The organism is Microbulbifer sp. TB1203 (assembly GCF_030997045.1).
Classification (GTDB): domain Bacteria; phylum Pseudomonadota; class Gammaproteobacteria; order Pseudomonadales; family Cellvibrionaceae; genus Microbulbifer.
This window is the reverse complement of sequence record NZ_CP116899.1, coordinates 1,767,681-1,782,947: the sequence shown is the minus strand read 5'-3', so window position 1 is coordinate 1,782,947 and position 15,267 is coordinate 1,767,681. Positions and strand designations below refer to the sequence as shown.

Genomic DNA, 15,267 nt, shown 5'->3' with positions numbered 1-15,267 from the left:
AGTTACTAACTAAAGGACGAGGATTATGGGTATAACTTCGTAACAGGAGAGAATAAACAGGTAGCTTGTGTTCTAGCTGTCCGACAGTGTATAGCTGTTTGGAGGAAAGTCAATCTATTAATGCAAGGGCATTAAACATAGCCGCCGATGGCGCGGTGACCCGCCGGGACGGTTGTGACCGTATCACTGAGTGACTCGAACTGCCAGAGTGGTCCCCTGCTCAGGGTCCAGGGCGCAGATCTGCCTGCGGCAAGGTGAAGCGCGGCTGGTGGCGACTGCTACGCAACGATGGATATGCCCGCCGGCGTATACAGACTCGTCGGTCGCGCCGCCAAAGATGGGATCAGGGCCGGAATGTGCCGTCAGTTGTTTGCAGTTCTCTGGTCATAAACACACTGTTCGGATCTTCCCGGTAATCGGCAAAGGGTCCGCAGTATTCAAATCCGAAACTGGCGTAGAGCCTTCTCGCCGGTTCGAAGGCGGCCATTGAGCCTGTTTCCAGGCTCAGGCGCCGGTAGCCGCGACTGCGGGCCTGGTCGAGTATATGTTGCAGCAGTTGCCGTGCGACACCTTTTCTCAGGTAGGCCGATGCGGTGCGCATGGATTTTATTTCCGCATGCCGGGTATCCAGTGCCTTCAGTGCCCCGCAGCCCATCAACTCGGGGCCATCCCAGGCGCTCCAGAAAGTGATTTCCGGCCGGCGCAATGCCTCCAGGTCCAGCGCATGGATACTTTCCGGGGGAGAATGCTGGGCCATGCCGCTCAGATGCTCGCTCAATAGCTCGGCCACTTCCGGGCCGTTCAGGTCATCTACTTTGATTTTCATACAGGTTGAACTTCTCTATCAAAAATGCGCTAGAGGACAGACTCGATATACTCTTTCAACGCGGCGGCATTGTTATAGCGAGTTTCCTTCGAGCTGAACAGGAATACGGCTTTCCGGGACTTTATGTTATCGACCAGTTCATCGACCGCTTCACGGTTATCGTCGAGCTCGGAAAAATATCGCTTCTTGAACTCGGGCCACTTCTCCGGATCGTGCTGGTACCAGCGCCGGAGTTCATCGGAGGGAGCGATATCCTTTAGCCAAAGGTCGACAGCCGCCTTGTCTTTCGACAGGCCCCTGGGCCATAGGCGGTCTACCAGGATTCTCATTCCTTCTCCGGATTCCGGCTTTTCATAGACTCTTTTAATACTAATGGCCATAGGGACTCTCCTGTTGCGGTGTAAACAGAATAGTCGTGGCACCGGGTCTCTGTAAGATGGACATGTCGCTGCACTCAGTTGACTCGCGACATCCCTGGTGCTCGCCCGCTTCGCGGGCGCCATCGGCGTCCAAATCGGCTTTCCTGTCGATTTGTGCCCATTCTGCAATCACAGCTAGCGAATCCCGGTTCCCATCACGCAGCTGGCTGCGCATACGCTGCAGCGGAGCCTGGCCCACTCTCCCTGGGAATTGCTGTATCGCATAGTGGCCGCGATCTGTTCGTCGTCTCTCCCTCCGTAAACGTAATTTAGCCATCTTCTCCGGATGCAGAGTGGATAAGCGAAGCGCATCCACCACAGCTCCGTGCGATAGAATATACAGTGTTGCCCTTGATCAAACCATTGTAATCATGCACAAGGTAGTGCCGGCGCGAGTAAATACTTTGGCTCCCGAATGCGAATTTTGACTATCTATAATGACTTAGTCACAATCTGCTTTCAATTGTTTTGCCCTATTGAGCTGATTACAATAAACACTTCCCCTCAATAACGATTTATAAACTGGGATTTCCATGAAATTGCGTTCTTCTATCTTTACCCTGGTAACATTTGCTCTCACATCCTGTTTGACTGCATGCGAACAGGGCAACAGCGAGAGCCAAGTCTCTCCACAGGATGAAATAAAACAAACGGAAAACCAGCAAGTACCCGGGCTTACAGAAGCGCGCAATCCGGTGATCTGGGCCGATGTCCCCGATCCGTCCGTACTGCGTGTGGATGATACTTATTACATGAGCAGTACCACCATGCACATGAACCCCGGGCTGCCGATTATGAAGTCCAAAGACCTGATGAATTGGGAACTGGTGAACTATGCCTACACGACACTCACCGATTCAGCGGAAATGAACCTGGAAGAAGGGCAGGACTCTTACGGCCGTGGCTCCTGGGCAAGCAGCTTGCGTTATGTAGATGGTGTCTACTACGTGAGCACCTTTGCCAACAACACCAACAAAACCTATATCTATAAAACCCGCGATATTGAAAATGGGCCATGGACTGTATCGGTATTGCCGGAGCTCTATCACGACTCCTCATTGTTTTTTGAAGATGGCCGGGTATTCCTGGTCTACAGTCGAGGTGATATTCGTATTGTTGAGCTGACTGCAGATGCTTCGGCGGTTAAACCCAATGGTATAAACCAGCTGTTGATACCCGACTCATCGGCCATTGCAGGCGACGATATTATGCTGCATGCAGAGGGCTCCCACGTACAAAAAATCAACGGCCGCTACTATGTATCATTGATTACCTGGCCGCGAGACGGTATGCGAACCCAATTGGTATACCGCGCGGACAAGCTCACCGGTCCTTATGAAGGCCGAGTTGTTCTGCAGCATCAAGGTATCGCACAGGGTGGCTTTATCGATACGCCAGAGGGTGATTGGTATGCATTCTTGTTTAAGGACAATGGTGCGGTTGGCCGCATACCCTACCTCGTGCCGGTAACCTGGGAGGACGGCTGGCCCTTACTGGGGGAGGGCGGCAAAGTCCCGAAGAAGCTGGGTTTTAGTGTTAAAGGCACCAGCTTGCAGGGCATTGTGGCGTCGGACGAATTCAATGCTGGCGAAAGGCAGGTCGAATCCCTGGGGCTGGAGTGGCAATGGAATCACAACCCCGACAATAGCGCCTGGTCGCTCACCGAGAGGCCCGGATACCTCAGGCTGACCAATGCCCGGCTGGACGAAGATTTTCTTAACACCCGCAATACCCTTACGCAGCGGACTTTTGGCCCGCAAAGCTCCGCTCAGGTCGCGCTGGATGTAACGAATATGGAGGATGGCGACGTAGCCGGCCTGGGCGCCCTGCAAGCCAACTACGGCTATGTGGGCGTGAAGCGAAACAACGATGGCTACGAGCTGGTGATGGTTGAGGGAAGCTCTGAGGAAGTTCGGGAGCTGGGAGCGCTACCCATCGATCAGAAAACTGTGTACTTGAAAATTGATATGGATTTTCGCGATCAAGCCGATCTTGCCCACTTCTACTACAGTCTGAATGGAACCGAGTGGGACTCTATCGGCGCCCCCCTGAAGATGTCTTATACATTGCCCCACTTTATGGGTTATCGTTTTGCGCTGTTTAATTACGCTACCCAAAAAACCGGTGGATTCGTGGATTTCGACTACTACCGGATAGGCGCCCAGTAACCACAGGAGCTCGGCTGGCCAATGGACAGCCGCATAGAGATGACACAAGAGAAGGTTTTCCTCCCCTCTACCGCACTAACGCATCTCTATAGAAACCATCTACAGAAAGGAACTCAAAAGCTATCACTTTTCTCATTTGGTATCTCCCCGGTTGGTGATGATGCTCTTAATCGTTCCCCTGTGGCATGATTCGACATGAATACACGATTTTTTATAAACTGCAGAAGCATACATCCTGCGAGAAGGAGTACACGCCATAAACAGATCTGCCCTCTCTATCGAAGCGGCCGGTCGGTGGGCTTCGCAAAGAGGAGGGGTGAATATGTTGGCTGTGGGGCTATACTCCTGGGACCATTTCCAAGGTTTTTGAAGCAATCACGGTCGGTGGGATCAAGCGCCGAAAGTGCTAATGGAAACACCTGCGGAGCAGACAGAAGGAATTGAATCCATGTCAAATCACGATTCAAGCAGCGCTAACTTGGCAGTCCAGAGCCCGTATATCCTGGTTAACCGCTTTGTTCCCAAGCCGGGTATGATGGATCGCTTTATCACGCTGCAAATGGCGGAGACTGAGAAAATGCAGGATACGGCAAAGCAGTACGGCTGGCTGGGCAACCAACTGTACCGCGCGCTCGATGACAGTAGCGTTACCGTAGTCACCTTCTTTACCAGCCGCTCCAGCCAGCGGCAGTGGGCGGATTATCCCGGATTTACCGATCACCTGGAGCGCATCAGGCCCCTGCTGCAACAAGTGGACTCTGTGCCCTGCGCCCTGGCCGCCAGCTACGGTGATGAATTACCGGTTTAACCGGAACTGCGGCCAGATTGCCATCAAATAGCTCGACGCGATCTATTTTTCAGGATCTTCTGGCCGCCATCATTAAACGTAACAACAATACTGTTATCTTTTTTGGAGCGGCTAATGCCCTTCACAGGAAGCAGCTCTTCATCGGTCCATTTTTCACCGGATTTTTTCCAGAGCATTAGCGTGGCGTAGATAGCAGGTTGTTCTTTGCTTCCAGCAAGCTTGTGTGAAAGGTTGATTACCGCACTTTCATCACTGACCGGGTGCAGCCCCCTGGTGCTCAGGGTCGTCATATTCTCCCAGCCGAGCAGCGGAACCATTGCCAGTTGGTAAGCGCCGTTGTCGATAATTTGCGCATCGTGTCCTCTCACTTTGCGCAGGCTTTTACGAATGTCTTTGTCGAGTCTTGGCAATGCATAGTGCCCCAAGCGAAACTCCGTCGGGGTTGTACTGAGGTTCTCGTCTACGCGTAAAATTCCATTTGGTAGTGGTATGTCCGCAAGATTGAGGCGCACCTTTTCGTCGGTTTCCAGCACGGCGCTGCGGTAGTAAACGCCGTCGCTATATTGATTGAATTCAAACAGACGCAGAGCTTCCCACTCATCTTTCTTATTTTTGATGACGTAGTTCATGGCTACTTCGCCATTCGCGCCATCGGCCTGCCAGGGAAAGGCGCTGTTATAGGCCAGGCGGTTGTAGTTTTCGCTGCCGCGGAAGGCCTCCCAGTTGTCGATAACCGCTACATGACACCACGCTCTCACTTCCGATGCGCCGATACTTGGGTAGTTAGTGATGAGAATCTCTGAGCCCTTTTGAAACCTGTTGTGCACAGTATTCTTGGCTAGCTGCCCTTCCCAAGGGCCTTCATTTTCTTTGGCAGTCCAGAATGCGTTATCTTCAGGTATGAGTAACGCCATAAATGCTTTAAGCGACCAGTAGGTGCTGCCGCGTACGCTGTAGGCTTGCACGGCAGGTTCATAGGCGCCATAGAATCCCAGGGTGGGTACGCGCTCATGTAGGAATTGCGGATTCTGTAAAAATTGCAGCAGGTTGCCCGAGGCAATACGGCGCATCCAGCCGTAGTTGATTTCCGGGTCATCGTTCAAACCCATTAGCGGGAAAGGTGTAATGCTTGCAAAGCGATAGGCGATACTGCGTCCCCACATGATCATCTCGCCGCTGCGGCTGAACAGGTAGGGATAATTGCCGTTGAGGTCACGAAAATTGACGAGAAACTGTTTGGCAATTTCAGGGTAGTGCTGTTTGCCGAAAAATTCGGTCCACAGAATACCGTACATCTGAAAAGCCCACATGCTGTAGTAGTCGTACGCCGGATTGTCGTTGTACCAACCATCGCCGCGATAGTGTGCGAGCGATGCTTGTAAATACTCGACCAGCAGCGCGTCGTTGACCTCATAGCCCTGGGATTTAAAGAAGCTCAGAACATAGATATTAAAAAATTTCCAGTTGGAGGGTACCGTCGGCCCGTCTCCATAGCTGATCATGGTGGCGGCGAGTGCATCTTGTTGCGCCTTTGTGAGCGGGTCCCAGAGTACTTCGGGCGCGACGAACAGGGATATCGCTACCGCTCCAAACTCCACCAAGTTTTGGCTCGGCCCACCATCTTTGGCGCGCGGGGGTATGTAGGTACTGCTTTTCGGGTTGGTTAACTCAACGAGATGGTGACGATAGTAGTCTGCGAGTCTTATACCATTAATTTTCAGATCGGGATTCTGCTTGAGCAGGACACTGGCATCGAATAGCGTACGCGAGAGACCTTCCAATTTTGCAGTGACTGAAACCGGATCTCTTACAGGGCGGGTGGCGCTGGGATGGCTCGGAAACAACATTGGGTTATCAATATTGTCGATATGACTAAAGGCGCCCTCCAGTAAGTATAGCGCAGCATCTTCCCAGTGCTTTCTGGTCATGCCCGTGTGGGGACTGAGTTGGTAGTTCGGTTGGTCGATTATGAATATATTGTCCTGAGGAGGGGGTTGGGCATTTGCCAAACTCACCAAGGCCGCTAGCACAAGGGCGCTCAATGTGTGAAAGCTGAACTTTAGAGTCCTATTCATCTACTTTTCCAAGGTGGCTGAGCTACATGGTTCAACTCGGTTATTCTTTTACCAAACGATACATTTCCGAGGCCGCGAGCAGGAAAGCGCCGACGCCAAAGTTGGCGGTGGATTCTGCATCTACCACTTGACCGGGAATGGCCCTTTCGCCAATTGGCTGAACGTAGCCAAGTTTTCCGTTTTCCTGGAGTGCTGTTTCGGTAAGGTATCCCCAGGACTTCGACACAACAGGCAGATAAGTTTTTTTATCGAGATAGCCGTTATTTATGCCCCATAAGTATCCGTAGGTAAAAAATGCAGTGCCGCTGGTTTCGTAGCCGGGTGCGTGTTCCGGGTCAAGCAGGCTGCGCGTCCAGTAGCCGCCGGGTTGCTGTGCGCCAGACAGGGTGGCGGCCATTTTTTGATAAATGGCAATATATTCGTCGCGATGTTTGTTATCTTTGGGTAAATCGGCCAGGACTTTTGCCAGGCCGGCAAATACCCAGCCGTCTCCCCGAGCCCAAAAGTCTTTGCGGCCGTTTAAACTTTTATGCGCGGGGTAAACATATTTAGCATCGCGAAAAAACAGACCGGTTTCTTCGTCGTACATAATGCTTTTGGCGTAAGTGAAGTACTCGTGTAATTTTTCCAGGTAGATTTCGTCGCCGGTCACTTGATACAGTTTTGTCATTACCGGCATCACCATGTAGAGGCCGTCGGCCCACCACCAATAGTCAACCGCATCGGTGGCCATTTGATATTCCATGACTTCCAATGCGCGGGCGATTTTCTGTCTGTCGCCGGTAATTTGATAAAGATCAATATAGGTTTGAAAACAAATTTGCCAGTCGCCGAATAAAACATGTTCATCGGTTTCGCCGTAGCTGTATTTCCACTCCGCCCGGTTATTCGATTTGGCTCCCATCCACTGATTGCGCTCACCCCAACGCAGGGAATAGTCCAGATAGGCTTGGTTGCCGCTGACGAAGTAGGCCTCCATGTTGCCGGTATGGTAGGCCGCATGTTCCCAGAATGCCCAACCCGGTTCCGGATTTTGGGTCTGCCAGTAATCGTTGACGCGGGCCAACTGTTCCAACACCTCCGTTGGGGCGGGCAGGGGTTGCACAGATTGATGGCTTCGCGTTGCACAGCTACTGGTGATTAAGAGAAGGGGGAGCACAGCGAGCAGGTTGCGAAGGGTATTTCTATTCATGTTATTTCAGCTCTGATGATGCCGATTTTTATGGATAAACGTTTAACTGCTAACATTAAATCATATAAATAATATTGTAAAGACTGGTAGCGCTCTAAGAGGTTGACCTAAACTTTGGCCAAATATGAGGATGTTTTAACGATAAGAGCAACTTTTTTAGAGCTATTTTGCCAGGTGAGAATGCGGTTGCAATCACCAGAACCAGGGAAAGGTGGCGGATAGCGCTTCGGTATGTTGGGGGGCGGGGGATGCGACTACTTCGCGCCGCAATCAGGCTGAAACAGGCCAAATGTATTGCCCTCGGGATCTATAAAGTAACCCTGCCAGCAGACACCCGGAACTGCAAATTTCTCCAGAGCCAACTGGCCGCCATTTTCGATTATTTTCTCTGCCACGGCATCGAGGCCATCGACCTCAACGGAACAAACATAGGCGTTCGTGCCTTGTCCTGATGAAGGGGTTGGCGCGGGGCGTTTGAGCAGAGCTCTGCGTATGCCATCCGTTTCGATGCGCCAATACGGAATGGGTAATTCTTCCTGCTTCGTAAAACCCCAGCCAAAAACCTCCCGGTAAAATTGTACTGCAGAGGCTGGGACGTCAGCTCGAATCTCGAAACACGCTATTCCCATTCATCCTGTTCTCCCGGGGCGTCAGCGCTGGTCCCGGTTCGGAGAAGCGCCAAAATATAGCATGTTATTGGCTCCGGAGCGGGCCATGGCGATGTCCAGCAAGCCATCCTCATCAAGGTCCGCGACCGCGAAACCGTACGCAACGCCCTCGCCCTCGCCGAATGGTATCGGCGTAAAAGCTTCCGGACCGTCGTTGAAGTATACGGTCGGTCGCGATTCGACATATCCCACGATCACATCCGTACGGTCGTTTTGATCCAGGTCGGCTATGGCTATCGCGTACGGCGTCGCCTGAGAGGCTCCGAGCCGCTCTGCCGGGGAGTAGGTCCCGTCAGCCCGGCCCCAGAGGATGGCCGGACCGGTACTTTCATCAATCACGACCAGGTCTAGCAGCTGATCCCGTCAAGGTCCGCTGCCTTGGCACTCCGAATCTCAGCATCGGGCGGGCCAAACGGGCGACGTTCCTCAAAACCACCCTGCGTGTCGTTGAGATAGATGTAGCTCTGTCCTTCGTCCCGATGGGGCACGGCCAAATCGAGAGCGCCATCGTTGTTGAAGTCGGCAGTTGTGATCGTGGTTGCCGAACCCTGGGCAAAGCCTACACACTTTTCGTCAAAGCGACCGTCGTCGATGCCGAAGCAGATATGGCTCCTGCCGAGATCGCCACGACTACGATTCGCAAGTACTATGGTGGATCTCGCTTTCATAGAACTTGAGACTGATACGCGGCGGATGAACTGCAACGTTCCTGCGAGAACATCCGTAGCGCAAACCGTCCGGCGTCGGTGTTCCGCAGGCGCAAGACCTCTTCGCGCATTTCGGCGGGTACAGTGTCGAGTGCGGGATGGACAGCACGGTATTCGGCAGGAAACAGCACCGGCGCCGCGAGTGCCGCAAAAGTCAGGTCGGCGGCGGTAAAGCGATCGCCAGCCAGAAACCAGCGCCCGTTACTCAGGCGTTCGTTCACTTGCCGAAAAACGCCCCGCACACGCTCAAGTGAGTGCTGCGCGCTTTCCGGCGTGATCTTATACGCCGCGCGGACCAGGCGGCGCGCGAGCGGAGTGATCACTGGAAGCAAGTACGCCTCAAGCCGCGGTACGCCCTGCGACCATGCCGAGCGAACCAGCTTCGCTTGCGGGAGCAACTGGGCGTAGGCCCAATGCCGCGTATGCGGGCCAAGCTCCGTGTCGAAATACTGCTCAAGCCTGTCAACGTCGCGCCGAAGCGCGGCATCGCGCGGGTACAGCAGGTCGCCACCGCAGATCGCATCCGCATGCACGAGGATATCGGTGGAATCAATGAAACGATTGCTTCCATGTACCAGCACCGGTACGGTGCCGCCGTCATTGCGTTTCGTCGCAAGTCGGTGGAGCAGGGGCGCGTGCGGCTCTTCCCGGTACGGCAGCGCGACCCGGTCGAGCGCCCATCGCGCCTTCTCGCAGTAGTGGCTGAGCGGGATGGTAATGAGGATGGCGGGAGCGGTGTCGCTGCTGATCATGGGTTCGGACCGGTTCATCAATCAGGAACACCAACGCCGCCCGTCTTTTGTGCGCGGAGTTCATCAAAGGCTTGCAGAGCTTCATCGGCTACGTGTCCTTCACCTATCTTGCATACTGCTCCTTTCATTTTCGCAGAGAAGCCTTCTCTGAACGCCACTTCGATAACTCCACCGGGCATGTTTACCGAAACTTTTGAACCACATAAACCAAGTCCGAAAGCAACGGCTGCTGCAGCTGTACTGCTGCTACCTGAAGCGAACGTATATCCCGCTCCACGCTCCCAAATCTCAATCTGAATCTTGTTTCTATCAATAACCTTCATAAACTGCACGTTTGTCCGATTGTCAAACTTCTCATTGTTCTCAATAACAGGGCCATATTCTATAGCCAATGCGGGCGCCAGCTTATCCACAAGGATCACGCAGTGAGGATTTCCCACACTGGCTCGATAAAACTCGAAAAATCTTCCAGCGATGTTTATAGTTTCAGATCTAGGACTTTGAAACTTCTCAATGCTGTGACTAAATCTTACCTCACCCATTTCGATTGAGACTAGATGGCCGAGGTCGTGAATGGTCGCGCGGACATCTCCACCTTTAGTTTCTACTGAAAATTCGTCCTCGCCTACCAAGCCAGAATCCCACAGATACCTGCAAAATATCCTTAGGCCATTCCCACTTTTTTCAGCTTCACTGGCATCAGGATTGAAAATCCTAAGCGCGAAATCGCTGCTCTGGCTCTTCAAAGGCCCGTAGAGTATGCCGTCTGCCCCTATCCCGTAGTGGCGATCACACATCATCCTAACTTCGGAGGCAGTGATTTCGTGGCCCAAGTCTTTAGGATCTACTACTAAATAATCATTACCCAGAGCATGGTATTTAGTAAATCTCATGTATCCTTAACCTCCCCAAAACCATAAAAAAACGCGCAATTTATTGCAAATCCAGTACACGAAGACCTTTTGGAGGACTCGTTATATGCCTCTGCAACTGGCTTCGCTCCAAGCTTCTTTTTGTAAATCATACCTACTTTATAGATCTTTAAATCTACATTCATAATAATTTTGAAAATTTTCCGCAATACTTGCGCGCGAAGTGCGCGGTATTGGATATCCCGCGGAGGCGTGAAGCGTCGGAGTAAGCTAGAAAAGAAATGCCAAAAGCCACCTGGGCAATAAAAGGATCAGTCATTGTGCGCGACGCTACTAAAACCAGCCAGCACACTCTATCCGCGCAGCTTGTAGAACCGGACGTACCAGTCACGTGCACCGCCTACTGAAACATTGTCCATATGGCGATGGAAAGTTGGGGCAAACTTTCGGTGATTCGTTCCACTGTCATCGGTAACCGTAATTAAACCACCGCCGCAGTCGTATCCGCTACAGCTTCCGCCTTCCGATGGCATGCTCCTTGGTGAAAACCATTTGATGGCACCGTTCGTGGTGTCGTGCCCCATATCAACGGCAAGGACCTCTTGGGCAATCTGGCGCGTGTCATCAGTGGCGGCCTGGCCGTGGGCGTCAGAAAAATGGTCCCGCGCCGCAGTTGCATCTCGGGTGTTGAGGCGCACCATTTGGTTGCGAACCGCCCAGGCAATAGCGCGTTGTTCAGATTCGTTGCCGACGCCCATTTCGGAGCGGATGATTCGGGCCACGGTTTCGACGTTTGCGCTACTGTAGTGATTACTGCGGTAATTGCTGAAGGCACCGGCACGAGTCGATACCTGAACATTGGGAGAAACCAGGCCGCTACCGGTCGCGTAAAGGTTTTCACTTTTCCGTGTGGTGGAATTGTAGCGGTATGCATAAAGAACGCTATCCAGGCGATGGCGATATGATCCGTCATCCACCATATAAGTGCCTACATGGGAATAGCCCCGCTTTCCGTCCCAGTTTCTTGTATAGCTATCTCTTGGAAATGATGATTGAGGAGGATAGGTCGCCAGGTTGAGTGAGTTCCCACTACTGTCTTCGAGGTCGGACCGAAACCCGCGAACTTCACAGTTAAAGCGGACCCCGAAATCGACCGCATCTCCCGGTGCATTGATGCTGGCCGGGTTAACGGTATGGTCGTCAATGATCGTGTCGGGCGCATCGCTGCTGGTACAGCGGCGTCGCTGAATAAATGGTTGTGGACCGCTGGCACCGGTGCTTTGTTGCACTACGTGAGTCAGCTCATGGGCGAGTAGGTGCCTTCCATCGCTCGTTTCCGGAGAATATTGTCCAGCTCCAAACACGACATCCTGTCCTGAGGTAAAGGCGCGGGCGTGCAGGGAGTGTGCAACATTTCCAGCGTTGGAATCCGTATGAACCCGAACTTGACTGAAATCGCGACCAAACCGTGGTTCAAAAAAGCCTCGTACCGAATCGGATAACGGGCGGCCCCCTCCCTTTATGTTGTTAATTTGTGCGGTAACGTTGCTGGAGGCAGCGGTCGTCGCTGTCGAGTTCTTTTTCTTCAGTTGCAGCGTTTCGCCCTCCGTTTCCGGAGTTTGACGCTGTATTACATCGCCTTCATCTTCATTCGGCTGCTGTTGCAGCTCGTCCGAGCATTCAGCGCACAGCCTTTGCACCGTCGATGGTTCCGCCTTGCGTTGAATGTCCGGTGTCTCCTCCTCTTGTTGAGGTTCCGGCATTCGCATTACCCTGTCGGCAACGTGATCGGCTTCCTGTTCGTAGCTGTCGTTTGCGCCACCAACAACGAGCTTGGCTTGCACAAGGGCGCCTGCGGCCGGATCGAAAGTTGCGGATTGATTAACACCTGGGAGTTCCGCAATTTTCCCGCTTTCCATCTCAGGCAGTCGCCTGCCCTGATCGCCACTATCGATTAAGCTCCGCTTGTCCATAGCGATGTGCGACCAAAGTCTATTTGGCCTGGAAAGATTGGAGGCGTTTTCTTTGTGTTCGGCCTTTCGATGGTTCGCCAGAGCTTTACTTCGCGGCTTGCGTTGAATTGTGGAAGGTTGCATTCGGCGCCTCCTCCTTGCTTACAAAGTTGTGCGCCACAAATTTGCGCAAAATGCTACGCCGGGGTTGAAAAGCGTCGTCTTTATACTCACGTAAATCCCGGAGACGACACTTGGCAATCTTGCGAATCACATCCTCTGGCAGGGCTTTGTTGTAGGCAACCTGAAGGCCGGGGTCTCCAGGCTTATAGCTAATAGATACTTTTAGCAAGAATGCTTTCATAGCCCAGCCCGTCAAGCCTAAAGATAAAGTAGTACGTTTCGACCTCTTCCTGTTCTGCCTCATCATTCGCTCCGGCTGGAGTGACCGGGCCCGTCGACCCAGTAGCGCCGGCATACCTCAATAAAATCCTGGGCTACCGGGCTCAAATCCCGGTCCTTGCGATAAAACAAACCCACCTGGCGTTCGATACGGGCAAAGTCGAATTCATTCAGCGCGCGGAAATGCTGGATGTGCGACAACTGCCGTGTCACTTCCGTGCTGATGTAGCCCACGGCCAGGCCCCGGTCGATAAGGTTCAGGCGCACGTTCAGGCTGCTGATCTGCCAGATCATGCGGAAGTTATCGCGCAGCTTTTCCTGGTAGGGCCGTTGGTCCGGCTCGTCCAGGGAGGACACCACCAGGGGGATGCGTTGCAGATCCTTGGCGGTCATCTCGACGCGGTGGAGCGGGTGCTCCGGGCTGATCATCAGCAGGCGGTGTTCGTTGTACAGCGGGGCGGTACTGAAGCGGTCCATCCGTGTCTGGAAGGGGCCGAGCCCCAGTTCAACCTCACCGCTCATCACCGCTTGCACGATGGCGCGTGATGGCTGCTCGACCAGCCGCAGCCGGGCCTCCGGCCAGCGGCCGATAAAGGTGTGGATCAGATTCGCCCCGGCGAACCGGTTGTTGGTGCTGTCGATGGCCACGCTCAATTGCTGGTCCAGGCCGCGCGCCAGCCGCGACAGGTCTCCCAGCACCGCCTGCTCCTGCTGTAACTGGTCGTCCACGTAGCGGTAGAGGCGGCGGCCCGCCTGGGTCAGGCGCACGGGCCGGTCGCGGATCAACAGCGGCTGGTTCAGCTTCACTTCCAGTTGCTTGACGGCCTGGCTGACCGCCGACTGGGTGAGATGGAGCTCCTGGGCCGCGGCCCGAAAGCCACCGGAGCGGGCCACGGAGTGGAAGATACGCATTTCACTGCTTTCCAGACGCATGATAAGCCCTGCTAATCGTTCGTTTATAAAGTTTAATTAGATTAACAGCGACCCTCGCATTTTAATAGCGCCATCACAAACACAGTGTGAGGAGATTGTCATGACCGAGGAAATCAACGCAGGTTTGGAAGGCGTTGTCGTAGGTGAGACGGAACTGTCCAACGTGGAAGGCGATATCGGCCGCCTGACCTATCGCGGCGAGCCCATAGAGGCGCTGGTTGAGCGGGACTTCCCCGCCGTGATCAACTGGCTGATGACCGGTGAGTGGCTGGATGCGGAGCAGTGCCGGGAACTGGACCGCTGGCTGGCTGACGAATCCGAGCTGAGCGCAGTCGAGGCCGGGGTGCTGGAACAACTGCCCCGCGACATCCACCCGATGGCGGTGCTACAGGCCCTGGCACCCATCGCCGACCTGACCCCGGCCCAACAACCGCCGGCGTGGCTGGACGGGCAGTGGGTGCCCGGCATGGTCCTGGCCGCCCGCATCAATGCCGCCGTCCGGGTATGGCACAACCTGAGCCAGAGCGGCGACGTCTTCGCCGTACCCGCCGGTCTGGGTTTCCTGGAAAAACTGCTCTACGGTATCAACGGCGCCGCGCCCGGTGAACAGGCCCTGCAGGCCATCAACGCCACCCAGATCCTGCAGCTGGACCACAGCTTCAACGCCGGCACCTTCGCCGGACGGGTTATCGCCAGCACTGGCGCCAGCCTGTCCGCCAGCGTCGCCGGCAGCCTGGGGGCTCTGTCCGGCCCGTTGCACGGCGGTGCCGACGAAGCGGCGGTGATGATGGCGCGCGAGATCGGCAGCCCCGAGAAAGCTGACGAATGGGTGCGCGACGCCCTGGCCAACAAGGTCAAGATCATGGGCATGGGCCACCGCGAATACAAACGCCTCGACCCCCGCGCCGCCATTCTCAAACCCATGGCCCGCCAGTTCTGCGAAGGCACCGAATGGCAGCTGCTGATGGAAACCCTGGTAGCGGTTGAGGACACCTGCCAGGATGTCTTCAGTGCCAAGGGGAAGGAAATCCATGCGAACCTGGAATTCTACAAAGGCGCCGTCTACCTGGCGCTGGGCATTCCGGAGCGATACTTCACCTCCCTGTTTGCCTGCAGCCGTGTGTTCGGCTGGATCTCACACTTCCACGAGTTCAACAGGGACCCGCGACTGATCCGCCCGCGTGCGCTTTACGTCGGCCGTTGATGGTAATCTCCTCCCTGATTCGAAAAGCACCCAGTGCGCTTTGCCATTCCTGTTCATCGTAGTGTTGCACGTTGTTTGGAACTTATAATTTCGGGTGGGCAAAGCTTGTAGAGTGACACAGAGAGGATAGCCCTTCGCGAGACGGTGACTCCGGGCCATCCATGGCCCTGGCCCTTCGGGCGCCTTCGGCGTCCAAAACGCAATCCTGCCGTTTTGTTTGCGGTCATGGATGGCCGTGGAGAGCGTACAGGGATGTATTTAAGGGGGGCGCCCAGCCCGTGTCCCGCAA

At 54.2% G+C, this 15,267-nt stretch carries 15 protein-coding genes; 3 read left to right on the top strand and 12 right to left on the bottom strand.

The features are described 5' to 3' along the window. Positions 1–343: 343 nt before the first annotated feature. Together PP263_RS07555 and PP263_RS07550 are read right to left on the bottom strand one after the other, a co-directional pair. Positions 344–826, bottom strand: a complete 483-nt coding sequence (locus PP263_RS07555; protein ID WP_308367777.1) for a GNAT family N-acetyltransferase — start codon at positions 824–826, stop codon at positions 344–346. A 29-nt stretch (positions 827–855) separates the two neighbouring features. After that, on the bottom strand, positions 856–1,206 hold the full coding sequence (locus PP263_RS07550) for a DUF488 family protein (protein WP_308367775.1): 351 nt from the start codon (positions 1,204–1,206) through the stop codon (positions 856–858). Between the two features lie 572 nt (positions 1,207–1,778). Here PP263_RS07550 and PP263_RS07545 point away from each other — a divergent pair. Then, on the top strand, positions 1,779–3,413 hold the full coding sequence (locus PP263_RS07545) for a glycoside hydrolase 43 family protein (protein ID WP_308367774.1): 1,635 nt from the start codon (positions 1,779–1,781) through the stop codon (positions 3,411–3,413). A gap of 448 nt (positions 3,414–3,861) precedes the next feature. Beyond that, entirely contained in the window at positions 3,862–4,221 is a 360-nt protein-coding gene (locus tag PP263_RS07540) for an antibiotic biosynthesis monooxygenase (protein WP_308367773.1), read from the top strand. A gap of 23 nt (positions 4,222–4,244) precedes the next feature. On the opposite strand, the gene PP263_RS07535 is transcribed toward PP263_RS07540, so the two are convergent. The 10 genes from PP263_RS07535 to PP263_RS07490 form a co-directional block, all read right to left on the bottom strand. Beyond that, complete coding sequence (locus tag PP263_RS07535; protein WP_308367772.1) at positions 4,245–6,296, bottom strand: DUF2264 domain-containing protein; 2,052 nt, start codon at positions 6,294–6,296, stop codon at positions 4,245–4,247. 40 nt (positions 6,297–6,336) lie between these two features. Further along, positions 6,337–7,488: a glycoside hydrolase family 88 protein gene (locus tag PP263_RS07530; RefSeq protein WP_308367771.1), complete on the bottom strand. Its 1,152-nt coding sequence runs from the start codon at positions 7,486–7,488 to the stop codon at positions 6,337–6,339. Positions 7,489–7,742: 254 nt separating this feature from the next. Beyond that, a complete protein-coding gene (locus tag PP263_RS07525; protein ID WP_308367769.1) occupies positions 7,743–8,117 on the bottom strand; it encodes a VOC family protein in 375 nt (124 codons plus the stop codon). A 21-nt stretch (positions 8,118–8,138) separates the two neighbouring features. Beyond that, positions 8,139–8,495 (bottom strand): VCBS repeat-containing protein, encoded by a 357-nt coding sequence (locus tag PP263_RS07520; RefSeq protein WP_308367768.1) that lies wholly within the window; start codon positions 8,493–8,495, stop codon positions 8,139–8,141. Between the two features lie 8 nt (positions 8,496–8,503). Beyond that, positions 8,504–8,824: a VCBS repeat-containing protein gene (locus PP263_RS07515; RefSeq protein ID WP_308367767.1), complete on the bottom strand. Its 321-nt coding sequence runs from the start codon at positions 8,822–8,824 to the stop codon at positions 8,504–8,506. Beyond that, positions 8,821–9,615 (bottom strand): glutathione S-transferase family protein, encoded by a 795-nt coding sequence (locus PP263_RS07510; protein WP_308367766.1) that lies wholly within the window; start codon positions 9,613–9,615, stop codon positions 8,821–8,823. The genes PP263_RS07515 and PP263_RS07510 overlap by 4 nt, the downstream gene beginning before the upstream one ends. Positions 9,616–9,632: 17 nt before the next feature. Beyond that, entirely contained in the window at positions 9,633–10,508 is an 876-nt protein-coding gene (gene dapF / locus PP263_RS07505; protein WP_308367765.1) for a diaminopimelate epimerase, read from the bottom strand. A gap of 332 nt (positions 10,509–10,840) precedes the next feature. Continuing rightward, positions 10,841–12,583 (bottom strand): DUF4157 domain-containing protein, encoded by a 1,743-nt coding sequence (locus PP263_RS07500; protein ID WP_308367764.1) that lies wholly within the window; start codon positions 12,581–12,583, stop codon positions 10,841–10,843. Beyond that, entirely contained in the window at positions 12,546–12,803 is a 258-nt protein-coding gene (locus tag PP263_RS07495; protein ID WP_308367763.1) for a hypothetical protein, read from the bottom strand. The genes PP263_RS07500 and PP263_RS07495 overlap by 38 nt, the downstream gene beginning before the upstream one ends. Positions 12,804–12,865: 62 nt before the next feature. Next, positions 12,866–13,774 (bottom strand): LysR family transcriptional regulator, encoded by a 909-nt coding sequence (locus tag PP263_RS07490; protein ID WP_308367761.1) that lies wholly within the window; start codon positions 13,772–13,774, stop codon positions 12,866–12,868. A 100-nt stretch (positions 13,775–13,874) separates the two neighbouring features. On the opposite strand from PP263_RS07490, the gene PP263_RS07485 reads away from it, so the two are divergent. After that, a complete protein-coding gene (locus PP263_RS07485; protein ID WP_308367760.1) occupies positions 13,875–14,978 on the top strand; it encodes a citrate/2-methylcitrate synthase in 1,104 nt (367 codons plus the stop codon). Positions 14,979–15,267: the final 289 nt, after the last annotated feature.